The 13,809-nt window shown below is 55.9% G+C and carries 11 protein-coding genes; 7 read left to right on the top strand and 4 right to left on the bottom strand.

The window, feature by feature from the left end; genetic code table 11:
• Window positions 1-117: 117 nt before the first annotated feature.
• Window positions 118-948 (top strand): ABC transporter permease, encoded by an 831-nt coding sequence (locus ACG74X_RS02195; RefSeq protein ID WP_411232415.1) that lies wholly within the window; start codon window positions 118-120, stop codon window positions 946-948.
• Here the strand turns inward: ACG74X_RS02195 and ACG74X_RS02190 are convergent, their stop codons facing one another.
• Complete coding sequence (locus ACG74X_RS02190) at window positions 949-1,551, bottom strand: alpha-ketoglutarate-dependent dioxygenase AlkB family protein (protein ID WP_411232414.1); 603 nt, start codon at window positions 1,549-1,551, stop codon at window positions 949-951.
• Window positions 1,552-1,761: 210 nt separating this feature from the next.
• Between ACG74X_RS02190 and dnaK the strand changes: the two genes are divergently transcribed.
• From dnaK to radC, 3 genes are all read left to right on the top strand, one after another.
• Window positions 1,762-3,681, top strand: a complete 1,920-nt coding sequence (dnaK, locus tag ACG74X_RS02185) for a molecular chaperone DnaK (RefSeq protein ID WP_411232413.1) — start codon at window positions 1,762-1,764, stop codon at window positions 3,679-3,681.
• Between the two features lie 77 nt (window positions 3,682-3,758).
• A complete protein-coding gene (gene dnaJ, locus ACG74X_RS02180) occupies window positions 3,759-4,898 on the top strand; it encodes a molecular chaperone DnaJ (RefSeq protein ID WP_411232411.1) in 1,140 nt (379 codons plus the stop codon).
• A 64-nt stretch (window positions 4,899-4,962) separates the two neighbouring features.
• Window positions 4,963-5,766 (top strand): RadC family protein, encoded by an 804-nt coding sequence (gene radC, locus ACG74X_RS02175; protein WP_411232410.1) that lies wholly within the window; start codon window positions 4,963-4,965, stop codon window positions 5,764-5,766.
• Here the strand turns inward: radC and ACG74X_RS02170 are convergent.
• The 3 genes from ACG74X_RS02170 to secA form a co-directional block, all read right to left on the bottom strand.
• Window positions 5,763-7,322: a substrate-binding domain-containing protein gene (locus ACG74X_RS02170; RefSeq protein WP_411232408.1), complete on the bottom strand. Its 1,560-nt coding sequence runs from the start codon at window positions 7,320-7,322 to the stop codon at window positions 5,763-5,765. The genes radC and ACG74X_RS02170 overlap by 4 nt on opposite strands.
• 24 nt (window positions 7,323-7,346) lie before the next feature.
• Window positions 7,347-8,315 carry a translocase gene (locus ACG74X_RS02165; protein WP_411232407.1) on the bottom strand — a complete coding sequence of 323 codons (969 nt, stop codon included), beginning with the start codon at window positions 8,313-8,315 and terminating at the stop codon, window positions 7,347-7,349.
• 106 nt (window positions 8,316-8,421) lie between these two features.
• A complete protein-coding gene (gene secA, locus ACG74X_RS02160) occupies window positions 8,422-11,136 on the bottom strand; it encodes a preprotein translocase subunit SecA (protein WP_411232406.1) in 2,715 nt (904 codons plus the stop codon).
• A gap of 174 nt (window positions 11,137-11,310) precedes the next feature.
• On the opposite strand from secA, the gene ACG74X_RS02155 reads away from it, so the two are divergent.
• From ACG74X_RS02155 to mutT, 3 genes are read left to right on the top strand one after another with little or no spacing between them, the layout of a single operon-like run.
• The gene (locus ACG74X_RS02155) at window positions 11,311-12,162 is read left to right on the top strand and encodes a peptidylprolyl isomerase (protein WP_411232404.1); all 852 of its coding nucleotides are present in this window, start codon (window positions 11,311-11,313) and stop codon (window positions 12,160-12,162) included.
• A 3-nt stretch (window positions 12,163-12,165) separates the two neighbouring features.
• Window positions 12,166-13,395: a bifunctional glutamate N-acetyltransferase/amino-acid acetyltransferase ArgJ gene (argJ, locus tag ACG74X_RS02150; RefSeq protein ID WP_411232403.1), complete on the top strand. Its 1,230-nt coding sequence runs from the start codon at window positions 12,166-12,168 to the stop codon at window positions 13,393-13,395.
• A 3-nt stretch (window positions 13,396-13,398) separates the two neighbouring features.
• A complete protein-coding gene (gene mutT, locus ACG74X_RS02145) occupies window positions 13,399-13,797 on the top strand; it encodes an 8-oxo-dGTP diphosphatase MutT (protein ID WP_411232401.1) in 399 nt (132 codons plus the stop codon).
• Window positions 13,798-13,809 lie beyond the last annotated feature (12 nt).

Genomic DNA, 13,809 nt, shown 5'->3' with positions numbered 1-13,809 from the left:
GGAACCCACCTCAATTGATTTGATTGCCCGGCTCACTTATCATGTCGTTAACAAAAGTCCGCAAGAACAGTCAGACAAACTGACGATTGATATGTGGACAGAGGCAGAGGCAAAAGCATGTTCCAGAGTTCCGCTCCGAGAAATCGGACGTCGTCTGCGCTAAATATTGCAGAGCTTATTTATCACAATACTGTCCGGTCTGTTCGTAAAACGCATGGCAACGCCTTTCTGTCGATCGCGGTCAGCGTGTTTCAATCGTTGATGTTTGTTCTGTTTTTCTATGTCATGTTTTCCGTCTTGGGCATGAAAAGCCTCGCGTTGCGGGGTGACTTCGTGATCTTCCTTTTGACCGGTATCTTTCTGTTCATGACGCATAACAAATCGGTCGGTGCGGTTCTTGGCAGCGAAGGTCCGACTTCGCCGATGATGCAACATGGGCCGATGAACACATTCATCTCGATCGTCTCGTCCATGCTTGCTGTGTTGTATATTCAGGTCGTGGCCGTGGCCTTTATTCTGTTCGTCTATGACGTGGCGATGAACCCCTATGTTCTGACCGAAATCGTTGAACCGATGCCCGTGATCGGAATGCTGTTGCTGTCCTGGTTCTCGGGCGGGTGCATCGGACTTGTGTTATTCGCGCTGAAGCCTTGGTTTCCGGGGTTCGTCGGTTTTGTCTCAACGCTGTATAAACGGGCGAACATGATTGCCTCTGGTAAGATGTTTGTCGCCAATTCATTGCCCGGCTTCATGATCTCGATGTTCGATTGGAACCCGCTTTTCCATACCATTGACCAAGCGCGCGGATATGCGTTCATCAATTATGTTCCGCGGAATACGAACTGGGAATATGTCGTCTATCTTTCATTGATCTTTCTGATGGTTGGGCTGATGGGTGAATTTTACACCCGTCGTCGGGCTTCGGCGTCTTGGTCGGCTCGGAACTGATCACGTCACCACGCGCAATGTCAGGTTGATACGCCCACCATCGGCCAGCAGAGCAGAGTTGTTGGGTTTGATGCGGTCGATGCCATGAAAAGCCTGTCGGGCCGATCCGCGCATGACCACGACATCTCCTGACTTTAACCAAACTGACTCTGTCTTGCCGCCGCGCGTCGTATTGCCCATGCGGAACAAGGCATCGTCGCCAAGCGAAACCGAAAGAACCGGTTGCGACAGGTCTGCTTCATCGCTGTCCTGGTGCATACCCATTTTTGCACTGTCTGCATACCAGTTGATCAAGCAACATTCGGGGCGACGCGCCTCCGGCACGAGCTCTGTCCAAACGTCGAGCAAAATTTTCGGGATCGCCGGCCATGCCACACCAGAGGGGTGTCGCGCCTCGTACCGGTATCCTTTGCGATCACTGATCCAACCATACGCGCCTGCCGCGCTCATCCGCACCGACATCGGCTTGCCTCTTGGCGTTACGGGGCGAATCAAAGGTGCCGTCATCAGGCAGGACCGCAAGGCGTCGACCAGATCAGATTGCACCTCTTTGGGCAGGTAATCGGGGTAAATCTCGAAGCCACGGATGAGAACTTTGTTCATGTTCCTCATATTAATTGCGCTGGCCCGGAAACGCATACCGAATTTTCAGGAATTCAAGATAGCAGCGATGCTTGCAGGCGTCCTGTCGCCTCCTTATATACCCATCGGACCCGCTGACCACGAACTGTCAGCGGAACGTAATGCGGGGCGGGATGCCGAAATGGGTCTTCGTCTCGTGAAATCGCCTTGAGATATGAAGGGATCGAAAACATGGCCAAAGTGATTGGTATTGACCTTGGAACAACCAACAGCTGCGTCGCAATCATGGACGGATCGCAGCCACGCGTGATCGAAAACGCCGAAGGCGCACGCACGACGCCATCGATTGTCGCATTTACAGATGACGAACGCCTTGTGGGCCAACCGGCCAAACGCCAGGCGGTCACCAACCCGGAAAACACTGTCTTTGGTGTCAAGCGCCTGATCGGCCGTCGCAATGACGACCCCGCGCTGGCCAAAGACCGCAAGAACATGCCATTCGCTGTTATCGACGGCGGAAATGGCGACGCATGGGTTGAAGCGAAGGGCGAAAAGTATTCGCCGTCACAACTCTCTGCGTTCATCCTGCAAAAGATGAAAGAAACCGCTGAATCCTATCTTGGTGAAGATGTGGATCAGGCAGTGATCACCGTACCTGCCTATTTCAATGACGCCCAGCGTCAGGCAACCAAGGACGCCGGTAAAATCGCTGGTCTTGAGGTGCTGCGCATCATCAACGAACCGACCGCAGCGGCGCTGGCCTATGGCCTCGACAAGAAAGAAGCGCGCACCATCGCGGTTTATGACCTGGGCGGCGGAACATTCGACGTGACCATCCTCGAAATCGACGATGGTTTGTTTGAAGTGAAGTCCACCAACGGGGACACGTTCCTGGGTGGTGAAGACTTTGACATGCGCATCGTCAACTACCTTGCTGACGAGTTCAAGAAAGAGAACGGCGTTGACCTGACGCAAGACAAGATGGCGCTTCAGCGTCTCAAGGAAGCGGCGGAAAAGGCCAAGATCGAGCTGTCGAGCTCTAGCCAGACCGAGATCAACCAGCCGTTTATCTCGATGGACGGCAAGACCGGCCAGCCCCTGCACCTCGTGCTCAAGCTGACGCGCGCCAAGCTGGAAAGCCTTGTTGGCGACCTGATCAAGGCATCGCTCAAGCCGTGCCAGGCCGCGTTGAAAGATGCCGGTCTGAAAACCAGCGACATCGACGAGGTGGTTCTTGTTGGCGGTATGACGCGTATGCCGAAAGTGACCGAAGAAGTGACTAAATTCTTCGGCAAAGAGCCACATAAAGGTGTGAACCCGGATGAAGTGGTTGCCATGGGTGCCGCCATTCAGGCCGGTGTTCTGCAGGGTGACGTGAAAGACGTTGTTCTTCTGGACGTGACGCCGCTGTCGCTGGGTATCGAAACCCTGGGCGGTGTGTTCACACGTCTGATCGACCGCAACACCACGATCCCGACGAAGAAGTCGCAGATCTTCTCGACCGCGGAAGACAACCAGAACGCTGTGACGATCCGCGTGTTCCAGGGTGAGCGTGAAATGGCGGCTGACAACAAGATGCTGGGTCAGTTCAACCTTGAGAACATTCCGCCTGCACCGCGCGGTATGCCTCAGATCGAAGTGACGTTTGACATTGATGCCAACGGTATCGTGTCGGTGGCCGCCAAGGACAAAGGCACTGGCAAAGAGCAGACGATCACGATCCAGGCGTCGGGTGGACTGTCTGACGACGACATCGAAAAGATGGTCCAGGATGCCGAAGCCAACGCCGAGTCCGATAAGGAACGCCGCGAAATGGTCGAGGCCCGCAACCAGGCGGAAAGCCTTATCCATTCGACCGAAAAGTCGGTGGAAGAACATTCCGACAAGGTTGATCCGACCACCATTGAAGCCATCGAATTGGCTATTGCCGCGCTCAAGGATGATCTGGAGGATGAAAAAGCCACTGCCGACAAGATCAAGTCGGGAATCCAGAATGTCACCGAGGCTGCCATGAAGCTGGGCGAGGCGATCTATAAGGCACAAGCCGAAGAGGCTGAGGACGCTGAGCCAGCGGCGGCCGACGAAGGCAGCGACGATGACACCATCGTTGATGCCGATTTCGAAGATCTCGACGACAACAAGCGCGCCTAACACTTGTTGGGCGGAATCGATAGGGATCGGCCCGGTTACCGGGCCGGTCCTCGTCGTTTCCGTGAAAGGAGGGCATGATGTCCAAACGTGACTATTACGATGTGCTCGGCCTGAAGAAAGGCGCGTCCGCGGACGAGATCAAGAAAGCCTATCGCGGCAAAGCCAAAGAGCTGCATCCCGACCGCAACGCAGACAATCCCAAGGCCGAAGATCAGTTCAAGGAAGCCAACGAGGCTTACGAGGTTCTGAAAGACGCAGACAAGAAAGCGGCCTATGATCGCTATGGTCACGCGGCTTTCGAGGGCGGAATGGGCGGCGGCCCCCGCCCCGGTGGCGGACAAGGCGATTTCGCCAGCGCGTTTTCAGATGTGTTTGACGACCTGTTCGGCGATTTTATGGGCGGGCAACGGGGTGGCGGACGCCAACGTGCCTCTCGGGGCGCGGATCTGCGCTACAATCTGCGGGTCACTCTTGAAGACGCCTATGCCGGAATGCAGAAAACCATCGAGGTTCCGACATCTGTGCAATGCGGTGACTGCAACGGGTCCGGTGCCGAAGGCGGAGCAGAGCCCACCACCTGTCCAACATGTTCGGGCATGGGCAAAGTGCGTGCAACGCAGGGGTTCTTTACGGTGGAACGCACCTGTCCGACCTGTTCGGGCCTGGGCCAGACGATCAAAAACCCCTGTAAGGGCTGCGGTGGTGCCGGCCGCGTTCAGAAAGAGCGCGCGTTGTCGGTCAATATTCCCAAGGGAGTGGAAACCGGAACGCGGATCCGTCTTGCTGGGGAAGGCGAAGCCGGGCTGCGCGGCGGGCCTCCCGGTGATCTTTACATTTTTATCGAGGTCACACAGCACGATCTGTTCGAACGCGATGGCGCGCATTTGCATTGTCGGGTGCCTGTGTCGATGACGGTTGCGGCCCTTGGCGGCAATATTGAAGTCCCGACCATCGATGGCGGCCGCAGCCGCGTTTCGATCCCATCAGGAAGCCAATCGGGTCGCCAGATGCGGCTTCGCAGCAAAGGGATGCCTGCGCTGCGCGGGGCCGGGCAAGGGGATATGTTCATTGAACTTGCCGTGGAAACGCCAGTCAATCTGACGTCGCGTCAGAAAGAACTTCTGCGCGAATTCGAAGAAATGAGCGAAGACAACAACCCGGAATCCAAGAGCTTTTTTAAATCGGTGAAAGGTTTTTGGGATTCCATGAAAGGCTAGGTTTAACGGCGCAGTCATCTGCGCCGTTAGCGCTTTGTTAAGCGGGATGGGCCAGGATACCCGGATGCCCCGCTCAACATCTTTTGCACAACTCTCGCTTTTCGAAGCACCTTCGGCTCCGCCGACACAGGTGCCTGCAGTATCTGCCCAAACGCATATTCCAAAACCGCCAAAACCGCCAAAACCCAAGATCCCGTCCTATCTCAAAGATCACCGGGCGCGTCTGCGCGCGCGATTTTTGACCGGCGGGGCAGACCCTCTGCCGGATTACGAGCTGTTAGAATTGTTGCTTTTCCGGTCACTCAAGAACGGCGACGTCAAACCCACCGCGCGCCTGCTGTTGGATATGTTTGGCGATTTCAATTCTGTACTTGCTGCCCCAATCGACCGTTTGCAAGACGTGCAAGGCGTGGGCGAAAAAACCGCGTTTGATCTGAAACTGATTGAAGCCTCCGCACATCGCATGACGCAAACCAAGGTGCTTAAACGCGAGGTGATTTCCAGCTGGTCCGCGCTTCTTGATTACTGCCGCGCGTCAATGGCCTATTGCGACACCGAACAGTTCCGCATCTTTTTCCTTGATCGCAAAAATGTTCTGATCGCCGATGAAAAGCAGGCCACAGGCACGGTCGATCATGTTCCGGTCTACCCCCGTGAAATCATCAAACGCGCCTTGGCGCTGAACGCATCTGCACTGATTCTTGTTCACAACCACCCATCGGGTGATCCAACGCCGTCATCGGCTGATATCACCATGACCCAAGATATTGTGGCTGCGTGCGATGCCTTGGGCATTACCGTTCACGACCATCTGATCATCGGGAAATCCAAGGAAACAAGCTTCAAATCCGAGGGTTATCTTGATTAACGCACCCAAACCTCGACCCGGCGGTTTACCTGTCGTCCCCAACTCGTGTCGTCACAGGCCATCGGCATCGCTTCTCCAAATGCGTCAGTGGATAGTGTGACCTGAGACAGGTTCGAGGCCTCGACCGCGCCTTCGACGGCAAGTTTTACAGCCTGCGCGCGGTCGCGTGCAATTCGAAGGTTGGCCAAAGCAGGGCCGTCCCCATCCGAAAAACCGACAAACACAAGCTGACGCCCGTCATAGACACCCGCTTCCATCGCTTGGGCCAATTGCTGAACGTTAGAGCGGGATTGCGCGTCAAGACGCGTTTGCCCCGGCTCGAACCGGAAGGATGTTGACAGACGCCTGAGCGGTGACAAGGTCTCAACCATGCGTTTCAAGCTTGCGATTCCGCTGTCCCCCTCTGCCACGCGCACGGCATTGGCAAGGCGATCCCCCTGAATATTTAGTGAAATCTCTTCCGGAGCCTGATCCACAAACCCGGCGCGTCGCGTTATGATCTGCGCAGGAGCGCTGCGCGTATACGCCAGGAAATCTCGGGCGAGTTTTGGCAATCGTCGCGCGGGGATGTACAAAAACATCGGGGCCGTCAGCGGGTAATCTTCTGTTTTGATCGTCAAGCGGTTGGCCCGCAAAGAAAATTCGCAAGTGCCGGTCAGTGCGAGCGCCTTGCTGTTCCCGACCTCGGAAAAACTCGCGATGCCAAGGCTCAACCGGTCTTTGGTAACTGCTTGGGCCAGAGCAAGGTTTGTTGTGTGGCGCTGGACGGTGTCGATCAGGGATACGTTTGCCCGTCTCAAAATGCGATCCTCAACCGCTTGGGCAATACCGGATTGGGCATCGCGCATGTGGACCGATATCGGCGCGTCAGGCCCGCCCAAGCTGCGCCAATTGTCGATATCTCCGGATAAAATCCGCGCAAGATCGGACACAGATAAAGCCGAAACCGGGTTGGTGGGTGATACGATCACCGTCATGGCATCCAGTGCCAGAACCCGGCTGCGATTGACATCGTCAAGGGTGCCCAGACCCGCCTCTTTTGCGAGGGCGAGTTCTCCGGGGCGAATTTCGCGCAGGGCCATCACCAGATCGGCTTCATTGGCCAGCAGATCTGCAAACCCTTCATCCGTGCTTGAGACGCGAAACTGAAACCGTGCCACCAATTTTCCGGTTTCATGCGACGTCACTTCATAGGTGAAGCGGGTGTCATCGTGTGGAATGCGTTGCGATTTCAGGTTATTCTGAAGCGCGAAACCTTCCACCAATGCGGGCATCAGCACATCGCCGATTGTGGAGGATCCCGAGATTGAAATGTCTGCGACAAAATCAATAAGCGACGGGCAGCCCGGTCCTTCGCACCTGACGCCAGACCCATCGACCGTCAGTTCGCCATATTCGGTCTGGACACGATAGAACTGACCATCGAACCCCAATAAGGTTCCCGACAGCTCGATCGCGCCGTCCCGCGATTTTAATGTGACATCATCTGCAACAGCCGCTGCAGATGACACCATAAGGAAAAGTGCGACCCAAAGCGCCGCACATATATTTTTCATGGATCGCGCCTTTGAACCGCCCGCTTATTTTGAAGCGATTGTCAGGTCTTCGACGATATTTTTCAACATCAAGAAATCGCCCACAGTGTCACAACCGGGGACATCTATGATTAGCTCTTTCGACATCAGGTCCGCACCGTTGCGAATTTCAAGCGTTTGCGCTTCGACGCTGGTTCCACAATTGCTGGCGAGAATTTCCGCCTCGACGGTCAAGGCGACAGTGCCGGACGCCTGTGTCATTCCGGTGGGGAAGGTATAAACCTCGGCCAGCAGTGCATCCGGCGCATCAGGTGACCCCAGACGTGTCAGGAACCCGCCATCCCCGGTGGCAGCCCGTGTCGGATCAGACTCGGTTCCGTGCCAGACATGCCCTTCCGAGAAATACTGCGCGTCGAATTCCCGTGCATGAAGCTGCAGACCGACATCGCCGCGCCATTGTAGCACCACGCGGTCATAAAACGGCACGGTGGGCATTTGCGCATGCGCGACAGCGCCTGACCCATCCAGGAACGATGCAATCACAACGGCATTTTCCACCAAGGCCGGAATTTGAAGCGACAGCATGCCATCGGCATCAACCAGATCGGTGAACATCATGCCATTGTGGTGAAAGGTGACGCGTTCGCCGTCGTGACAGGGCGCGTTCAGATCAACGGAAATCATGGCACCTGCAGCGATATTTGCGGATAAGCTCACATCGCATTGTCGGTTTATCGTGTCTTCTGTCGCGGATGTCTCGATTGGCTCAATATCTTCTGTAATCGCCGCCGTGCCAATCACGGACGCCGGCAACGGCGCAATCGGGATGTCAGGCGGGACCATGGATTTGGGTGTCGAAGACACTTCCTGCACGTCAGAGACCATAAACGGAGCTTGTGCGTCGGTGACGTTGGTGGAGTGGCCTGCTCCTGGCCAGTATTGCATCAGTAAGCCAATACAAAGCGCCGAACTGACCGTGCCAGCGGCGACAAGAATGGATGATTTGCGTTCCATGGCAGACCCCCAATGCGTTTGCTGCATTGGATGTTCTGCTGTTGAAACTGGGTCTGGCTAGGGCGCAGATTGGGTTAATTTGCGACCGCTTTGTGGCAATATCGTCTTAGACCAACCGCCCATGGCAATGTTTGAACTTCTTGCCAGATCCGCAGGGGCAGGGATCGTTGCGTCCGGGATTGCCCCACGTTGCTGGGTTGGTTTCATCAAAACCGGCTGCGGCAGCGCCAGGATTGCCCAAAGCGCCCCCTTCTGCCTGATCTGATGCCTGCTGGGCCGCTTTCGCCATTGCAGCCTGCTGCGCGGCCAGTTGTTCCATCATGGCGCGCTGCTCTTCTTCGGACATCGGACGGACTTGTCCAAGCTGTTTGGACACATCTTCGCGCAGGCTGTCGAGCATGGATTCAAACAGTTGGAACGCTTCGGATTTGTATTCGTTCAGCGGATCGCGTTGCGCGTATCCGCGGAAGCCGACAACAGAGCGAAGGTGCTCAAGCGTCAAAAGATGCTCGCGCCATTTGCTGTCGATGGTTTGTAGCAGAACCTGCTTTTCGATCTGGCGCATCGTGTCCTGACCAAAGGCGTCGGCCTTTTCCGTCATATAGGCGTCAGAGGCGTCTTCAAGCCGCTCGCGCATAACTTCGGCATCGACGCCTTCCTCTTCGCCCCATTCGACCACGGGTGCGTCAAGGCCGATCATCTCTTTCACAGCGGCCTGCAATCCGGCGGTATCCCACTGATCTGCATATGATTTCGGTGGAATATGGGTATCGACAAGATCATCAATCACCTGATGACGCATGTCCTGTGTTACCTCGGCAAGATCCTGCGCTTCCATGATCTCGCGGCGTTGGCTAAAGATCACCTTCCGCTGGTCATTCATGACATCATCGAATTTCAAAAGCTGCTTTCGGATGTCAAAGTTGCGACCTTCCACTTTGGCCTGTGCCCGCTCAAGCGACTTGTTCACCCAAGGGTGAATGATCGCTTCACCTTCTTTCATGCCCAATGTCGACAGCACTTTTTCCAGACGCTCGGACCCAAAAATCCGCATCAAATCGTCGTCCAGAGACAGAAAGAACGAGGATCGCCCCGGGTCCCCCTGACGGCCAGAGCGGCCGCGCAGCTGATTGTCGATGCGGCGGCTTTCGTGGCGTTCGGTGGCCAGAACAAACAAACCGCCGGCGTCCTTGACCGCCTGCTCTTCGGTGTCGTGCGTTGCTTCAATCCGCTTGCGGACATCTTCGGGGTCAGCGTCCGGATCGGCCGCAATGGCATCAAGCACCTGAAGCTCGACATTGCCGCCCAATTTGATGTCTGTTCCGCGCCCCGCCATATTTGTCGCGATGGTAATCGCGCCAAGCTTCCCGGCATCTGCGACGATCTGGGCCTCTTGTTCGTGCTGACGCGCGTTCAGGACGCTGTGTTTCAGACCGGCTTTCTCAAGCAGTTGGCTGAGCATCTCTGATTTCTCGATAGAGGTGGTGCCCACCAGCACCGGCTGCTGTTTCTCGTGCGCGGCCTTGATTTCGGCCACAATCGCATCGAATTTCTCCTGCGCGGTCCGGTAGACCTTGTCGTCCTCATCAATCCGCGCGATTTCGCGGTTGGTTGGCACTTCGACCACGCCGAGGCCATAAATTTCGGAAAACTCGTCCGCTTCGGTGGCCGCAGTCCCGGTCATTCCCGACAGCTTTTCGTACAGGCGGAAGTAGTTCTGGAACGTCACGCTGGCCAGTGTCACGTTCTCGGGTTTGATGTCACAGTCTTCCTTGGCCTCGATGGCCTGATGCAAACCTTCGGACAAACGTCGCCCAGGCATCATCCGCCCGGTAAATTCGTCAATCAGGACGACCTCGTTGTCCCGGACAATGTAGTCCTTGTCGCGCTGGAACAGCTTGTGCGCGCGCAATCCCTGATTGACGTGGTGAACAATGGTGGTGCTTTCTGGATCATACAGAGATTGCTCTTCCGGCAGGATACCTTCTTTGTGAAGCGTCTCCTCCAGATATTCGTTCCCTTCATCGGTAAAGGTTACATTCCGTGTCTTTTCGTCGATGGTGAAATGTTCGTCGGTCAGCAGCGGAATAAGCTTGTCGATGGCGACGTAAAGCTCGCTCCGGTCCTGTGCCGGCCCCGAAATGATCAAGGGTGTCCGGGCTTCATCAATCAGGATCGAATCCACCTCGTCGACAATGGCGAAGAAGTGATCGCGCTGATACATCTGGTTCAGCTCGGACTTCATGTTATCGCGCAGATAATCAAAGCCCAGTTCGTTGTTGGTGGCATACGTGATATCGCATGCATAGGCGTCGCGCTTTTCGTCGTCCGCCTGACGCGGATAGACAACCCCTGTGGTTAATCCAAGCGCGCCGTAGACCTTGCTCATCCATTCGCTGTCACGCCGGGCAAGGTAGTCGTTGACCGTCACGATATGCACGCCGCGTCCGGTCAGCGCATTCAGATAGGCCGGGAAGGTCGCAACAAGTGTCTTGCCTTCGCCGGTTTTCATTTCCGAAATGTTGCCCTGGTGCAGAAAGATGCCCCCCATCAGCTGCACATCAAAGGCCCGCAGCCCCAAGGCGCGTTTCGCGGCTTCGCGGCAATTGGCAAAGGCTTCGGGCAGCAGGTCATCCAACGACTCACCATTGGCGTGTCGGGCTTTGAACTCGGCTGTCTTCTCGATGATCTGGGCATCGCTTAGTTTTTCAAACTCAGGTTCGAGAGCGTTGATCTTTTGAACCAGAGGGCGGGTCGCCTTGACTTTGCGGTCGTTCGGCGTTCCGAACACCTTGCGCGCGACTTTACCTAATCCCAGCATGCACTCTCTTTCAGGTTTGACATCTTCGTGTGCGGCATCTGCTTGCCCGCCTCGCACACAGCCCATATGACACAGGGGAACGACCGGCCTCGCAGAGCCATACGGCGATGTAAGGTCCGTGAAATACAGTGTCAACGCCACCCATCGGCGCGGGTGGCACCGAAAGGATAAGAGATGTCAAAACTCATCACTAAATTGTCTGCAGGCGCATTCGCGCTTTTGTTGGCTTTGCCCGCTCAGGCGCAAGACACGCTGGATGCAGAGTCAGTGGTTGCGACGATCAATGGCACCGAAATTACCCTTGGGCATATGTTGATCATCCGTGCCGCATTGCCGGATCAATACCAGCAATTGCCGGATGACGTGTTGTGGGATGGCATTCTTGACCAGATCGTCCAGCAAACGGTTCTTAGCCAGCAAGCGGCAGAAGAAGACGGCCGTCGCGTCACCCTCGCGCTTGAAAACGAACGTCGCGCTTTGCGGGCTGCACAGGTGATCGAAGGGGTTGTCGGGTCTGCCGTGACCGAAGAGGCCGTGCAGAGTTTTTATGAAGACGCCTATCTTGAGGGCGACGCAACCGAGGAATTCAACGCGTCACATATTTTGGTCGAAACCGAGGAAGAGGCCGCGGCCATCGTCGAAGAGTTGAAGGGCGGCGCAGATTTTGCCGCCGTTGCTGCCGAAAAATCCACCGGACCGTCCGGGCCGAACGGCGGGTCTCTGGGGTGGTTCGGCCCCGGCATGATGGTGGAAGAGTTTCAGACAGCTGTCGAAGGCATGGAGGTTGGCGCAATTTCAGACCCCGTCCAGACGCAGTTTGGCTGGCACGTGATCACGCTGAATGAAAAGCGTATTCAGGAAGCGCCGGAATTGGACGCAGTCCGCGCAGAGATTGAAAACCAACTGAGCCAGCAAGCCGTCACACAGCATATTCAGGAAGCGACCGACGCTGCCGATGTATCACGCACGCCCAAAGAATCTGTGGATACATCCGTTCTTAGCAATCCCAACCTGTTGACAGAGTAAAAGATGGCCAAAATCATATCTGTTTCGCCACTGGCCCCAAAGGTATTTCCAAAGCTGCCCGTGATCAAAGGCGCGCGGTTTGCCACGGCGGCTGCCGGTGTGAAATACACCGGGCGGGACGATGTGATGCTGGCGCTTCTTGATCCAGGAAGCTGCGTTGCCGGTGTGTTCACGAAATCGGCGACGCGCTCTGCCAATGTGCTGGATTGCCAGTCCAAGATCAGGCTGACCGATGATTCAGGTGCGGCGATTATCGTGAATTCGGGTAACTCGAACGCGTTCACAGGCCGCGCCGGTGACGAATCGGTCACCGCCATCTGTGATGAGGTCGCAAAGGTTACTGGCCTGCCCGCCTCTCGGGTTTTTACAAGCGCAACCGGAGTCATCGGTGAACGCCTGCCGCATGATCGTATTCAAGCCAAAGTGACCGAGCTTTACAATGCGTTGGATGACAAGGCTTTGCCCGACGCCGCCAAGGCGATCATGACCACCGACACGTTTACAAAAGCGGCGTCATCAACGGTTACGCTGTCCGATGGGGTGGTCCAGATTGCAGGCATTGCCAAAGGTTCCGGCATGATCGCGCCGGATATGGCAACAATGCTGGTCTATATCTTTACAGATGCCGCCATCGCACAGACCGACCTGCAGGCGATGGTATCAGACCTGAATGACACGACCTTCAACTGCATCACAGTCGATAGCGATACGTCCACATCAGACACATTGCTGGTCGCCGCCACCGGGGCGTCGGGCGTGGCTGTCTCGGGGCAGAATGCCGAATTTGTGGCCGGGCTTCACACTGTTATGAAAGACCTTGCGCATCAGGTTGTCCGTGATGGGGAAGGGGCCACGAAATTCGTTACCATCAACGTGACAGGCGCTTTGAACGACGCAGACGCAAAGACACACGCCATGTCGGTTGCCAACTCGCCTTTGGTGAAAACCGCAATTGCGGGCGAAGATCCAAACTGGGGCAGGGTGGTCATGGCCATCGGCAAATCCGGGGCTCCGGCTGATCGCGACACACTCAGCATAAGGTTTGGGGATGTTCAGGTGGCCAAACACGGTTGGGTTCATCCCGCCTATCAGGAACAGGACGGCGCGATGATTATGAAGGCCCAAGAGATCGAGATGACCATTGATCTGGGCATGGGAGAGGGCGCAGCCACGGTCTGGACCTGCGATCTGACCCATGGGTACATCACCATCAATGCTGATTACAGGTCCTGATCCGTGAAGATTGTCTTGGTCTCTGCAGTCGCCTTGGTGGATGTCGAAGGGCGTATTCTTCTGGCGCAAAGGCCGGAGGGCAAATCAATGGCCGGTCTGTGGGAATTTCCCGGTGGTAAGGTGGAAGAGGGTGAAACACCCGAACACGCCTTGATCCGCGAACTGCAGGAAGAGCTGGGGATCGACACCTGGGAAAGCTGTCTGGCTCCGTTGACCTTTGCGTCTCACAATTATGACAGCTTCCATTTGATGATGCCGCTTTATGTGTGCCGCAAATGGAAGGGCACGCCGGTATCCAAAGAAGGCCAGGCGCTTAAATGGGTGCGTGCAAATCGGCTCAGGGATTTTCCAATGCCGCCCGCCGACATCCCGCTGATCCCAATTCTGCGCGACTGGCTGTAAACCTGTCGGGGT

The sequence above is a fragment of the Marivita sp. S0852 genome, from assembly GCF_046591575.1.
GTDB lineage: Bacteria > Pseudomonadota > Alphaproteobacteria > Rhodobacterales > Rhodobacteraceae > Marivita.
Note: the sequence above shows the minus strand (reverse complement) of the source record. Positions and strands in the feature narration are given on the sequence as shown.

What these genes read in the sequence shown, in the direction of transcription:
- ACG74X_RS02195 (WP_411232415.1), top strand. Translation starts at nt 118, where the DNA reads ATGTTCCAGAGTTCCGCTCCGAGAAATCGGACGTCGTCTGCGCTAAAT.
- ACG74X_RS02190 (WP_411232414.1), bottom strand. Translation starts at nt 1,551, where the DNA reads ATGAACAAAGTTCTCATCCGTGGCTTCGAGATTTACCCCGATTACCTG.
- dnaK (WP_411232413.1), top strand. Translation starts at nt 1,762, where the DNA reads ATGGCCAAAGTGATTGGTATTGACCTTGGAACAACCAACAGCTGCGTC.
- dnaJ (WP_411232411.1), top strand. Translation starts at nt 3,759, where the DNA reads ATGTCCAAACGTGACTATTACGATGTGCTCGGCCTGAAGAAAGGCGCG.
- radC (WP_411232410.1), top strand. Translation starts at nt 4,963, where the DNA reads ATGCCCCGCTCAACATCTTTTGCACAACTCTCGCTTTTCGAAGCACCT.
- ACG74X_RS02170 (WP_411232408.1), bottom strand. Translation starts at nt 7,322, where the DNA reads ATGAAAAATATATGTGCGGCGCTTTGGGTCGCACTTTTCCTTATGGTG.
- ACG74X_RS02165 (WP_411232407.1), bottom strand. Translation starts at nt 8,315, where the DNA reads ATGGAACGCAAATCATCCATTCTTGTCGCCGCTGGCACGGTCAGTTCG.
- secA (WP_411232406.1), bottom strand. Translation starts at nt 11,136, where the DNA reads ATGCTGGGATTAGGTAAAGTCGCGCGCAAGGTGTTCGGAACGCCGAAC.
- ACG74X_RS02155 (WP_411232404.1), top strand. Translation starts at nt 11,311, where the DNA reads ATGTCAAAACTCATCACTAAATTGTCTGCAGGCGCATTCGCGCTTTTG.
- argJ (WP_411232403.1), top strand. Translation starts at nt 12,166, where the DNA reads ATGGCCAAAATCATATCTGTTTCGCCACTGGCCCCAAAGGTATTTCCA.